The organism is Pseudoalteromonas sp. SG41-2 (assembly GCF_014164535.1).
GTDB classification, from domain to species: Bacteria; Pseudomonadota; Gammaproteobacteria; order Enterobacterales; family Alteromonadaceae; genus Pseudoalteromonas; species Pseudoalteromonas rhizosphaerae.
Genome location: NZ_JACJFK010000080.1, coordinates 1 through 1,564 on the forward strand (window position 1 = coordinate 1; position 1,564 = coordinate 1,564).

The window sequence follows — 1,564 nt, forward strand, 5'->3', positions numbered from 1 at the left end:
TAAAGAAATCACCAAACCATGGGAAAAGTGGCCAATAGATGAAAGCCTAAACCAACCAGACAACACCCCATACTGGAAACGCCTGATGAAAACCCTTGCAATGCAAATTATTGCGGGTGTTTAAAAGTTATTGCTCTTTAACAATCAGAAAAGGAATTCAAACCTAGGCAGCATAAATGCTGTCTAGGTTTATTGGCACGTTGCTGGCTAACATGGCGACATAATAAACGGTGAAGAAAACAGCCATTTAAATTTGCGTAGGCGCGGCTTTACGCCGCGCAAATTGAACAATAAAAACGACATTCAGTTTGAATAGTTAAGATGGGTGTCATCTTAATTTGCTCTATACTATTCGCAAGTCTTGGACCATGGGGGTGGGCATTATTATTAGGCTCTATCGTATTTGGTTTACTTGCTGTGTGGTTAACCGATAGCAAGCTAGAAATATGGGCAAAGTTTGGCCCGTTTGCCAAAAATAAGCGAGGCGTATTTGCTGGAGAAGACGAAGCCATTTACAATACTTTCTCAGATCCAAACCAATATTTTAAATATATCCAAAGCGTATTATTCTCGCCTAAGGTGACTGTTAATACTCCTACTTTTTTTGATAGTCGCAATTACCATACAGTAAAAGTTGAATTACCAATGTTCATAGTCGGGAAATCCGAGTTGCTTTTAGATGTAAAATACTCATGGCGGCATCCAACAACGTTAAATGTTTATAGAAATTCAAGCTGGGTTGAAGGCACTAAAGAGTATTTATCTGAATTTGATGAAAATAGCCTTAGCTTAAATGCAGCCACCTATGAGTTTGAAATTGAATCACCGAACATTAGTGTGTTTGATGTTGAAATAACATCAACACTTATTTACAACGAAAGTCTAACTTTACCGATAGATTTTGATGCGTTTGAAAAGCCAATTGAAAATGCCTCACTTGAATTAGCAATTGCATAAGGAAAGTAATGCAAAATAATGACTACCTAGCCGTTGATATCATGCCTAAAAAAACGCGATTTAATTGTTTTTTTTACCCTGAGAGATTAAATAGCCTTAAGAGTAAATTCAAAGGTTTATGCTATTTATATGGTTTACCTGCAAGAAAGCAAAAAGCAATTCAAAAACACCCAGAGCGATATAAAATAGAAATGTGCGGGAATAGTGCTGCTAGAGCTTTGCTTTTTGGTCCTATGGCTATTGGTGGTGTTCTGAGCTTTATATTCTTTTTATCTTGTATTGTGATGACATATTCGGATGAACCTTACCATTGGTGGGTGCCCGCACTTACTTTTTCTTGGAACCTGTTTTTTCTTAATTTATTACCAATAACAGAGAGTTACCTCCCTAAAAAGCAAATATATTTTGACAGAAAAAAACAGTTAGTCGGCTTTACCTATAAGATACCTGGTTGTGAAGAGCGTGATGAGCTGGGTAATTGTTGTTTTAAATGGGCTGATATTGTATGCCACCTTGATATAGTGGCAACACGCCCGGGTGTAATGGGGTTTGTGCCTTTTATTAGTCATATTGATGAGGATAAATACCCTGAGACTAAAATAGCTGT

General features: G+C 37.1%; 1 protein-coding gene and 1 pseudogene. Both read left to right on the top strand.

Translation table 11 applies throughout. The features are described 5' to 3' along the window. The first annotated feature begins 321 nt into the window (after positions 1-321). On the top strand, positions 322-957 hold the full coding sequence (locus tag H5186_RS22430) for a hypothetical protein (RefSeq protein ID WP_259399479.1): 636 nt from the start codon (positions 322-324) through the stop codon (positions 955-957). A gap of 8 nt (positions 958-965) precedes the next feature. Then, positions 966-1,564: pseudogene (locus H5186_RS22435) on the top strand (hypothetical protein); the annotation flags it as partial.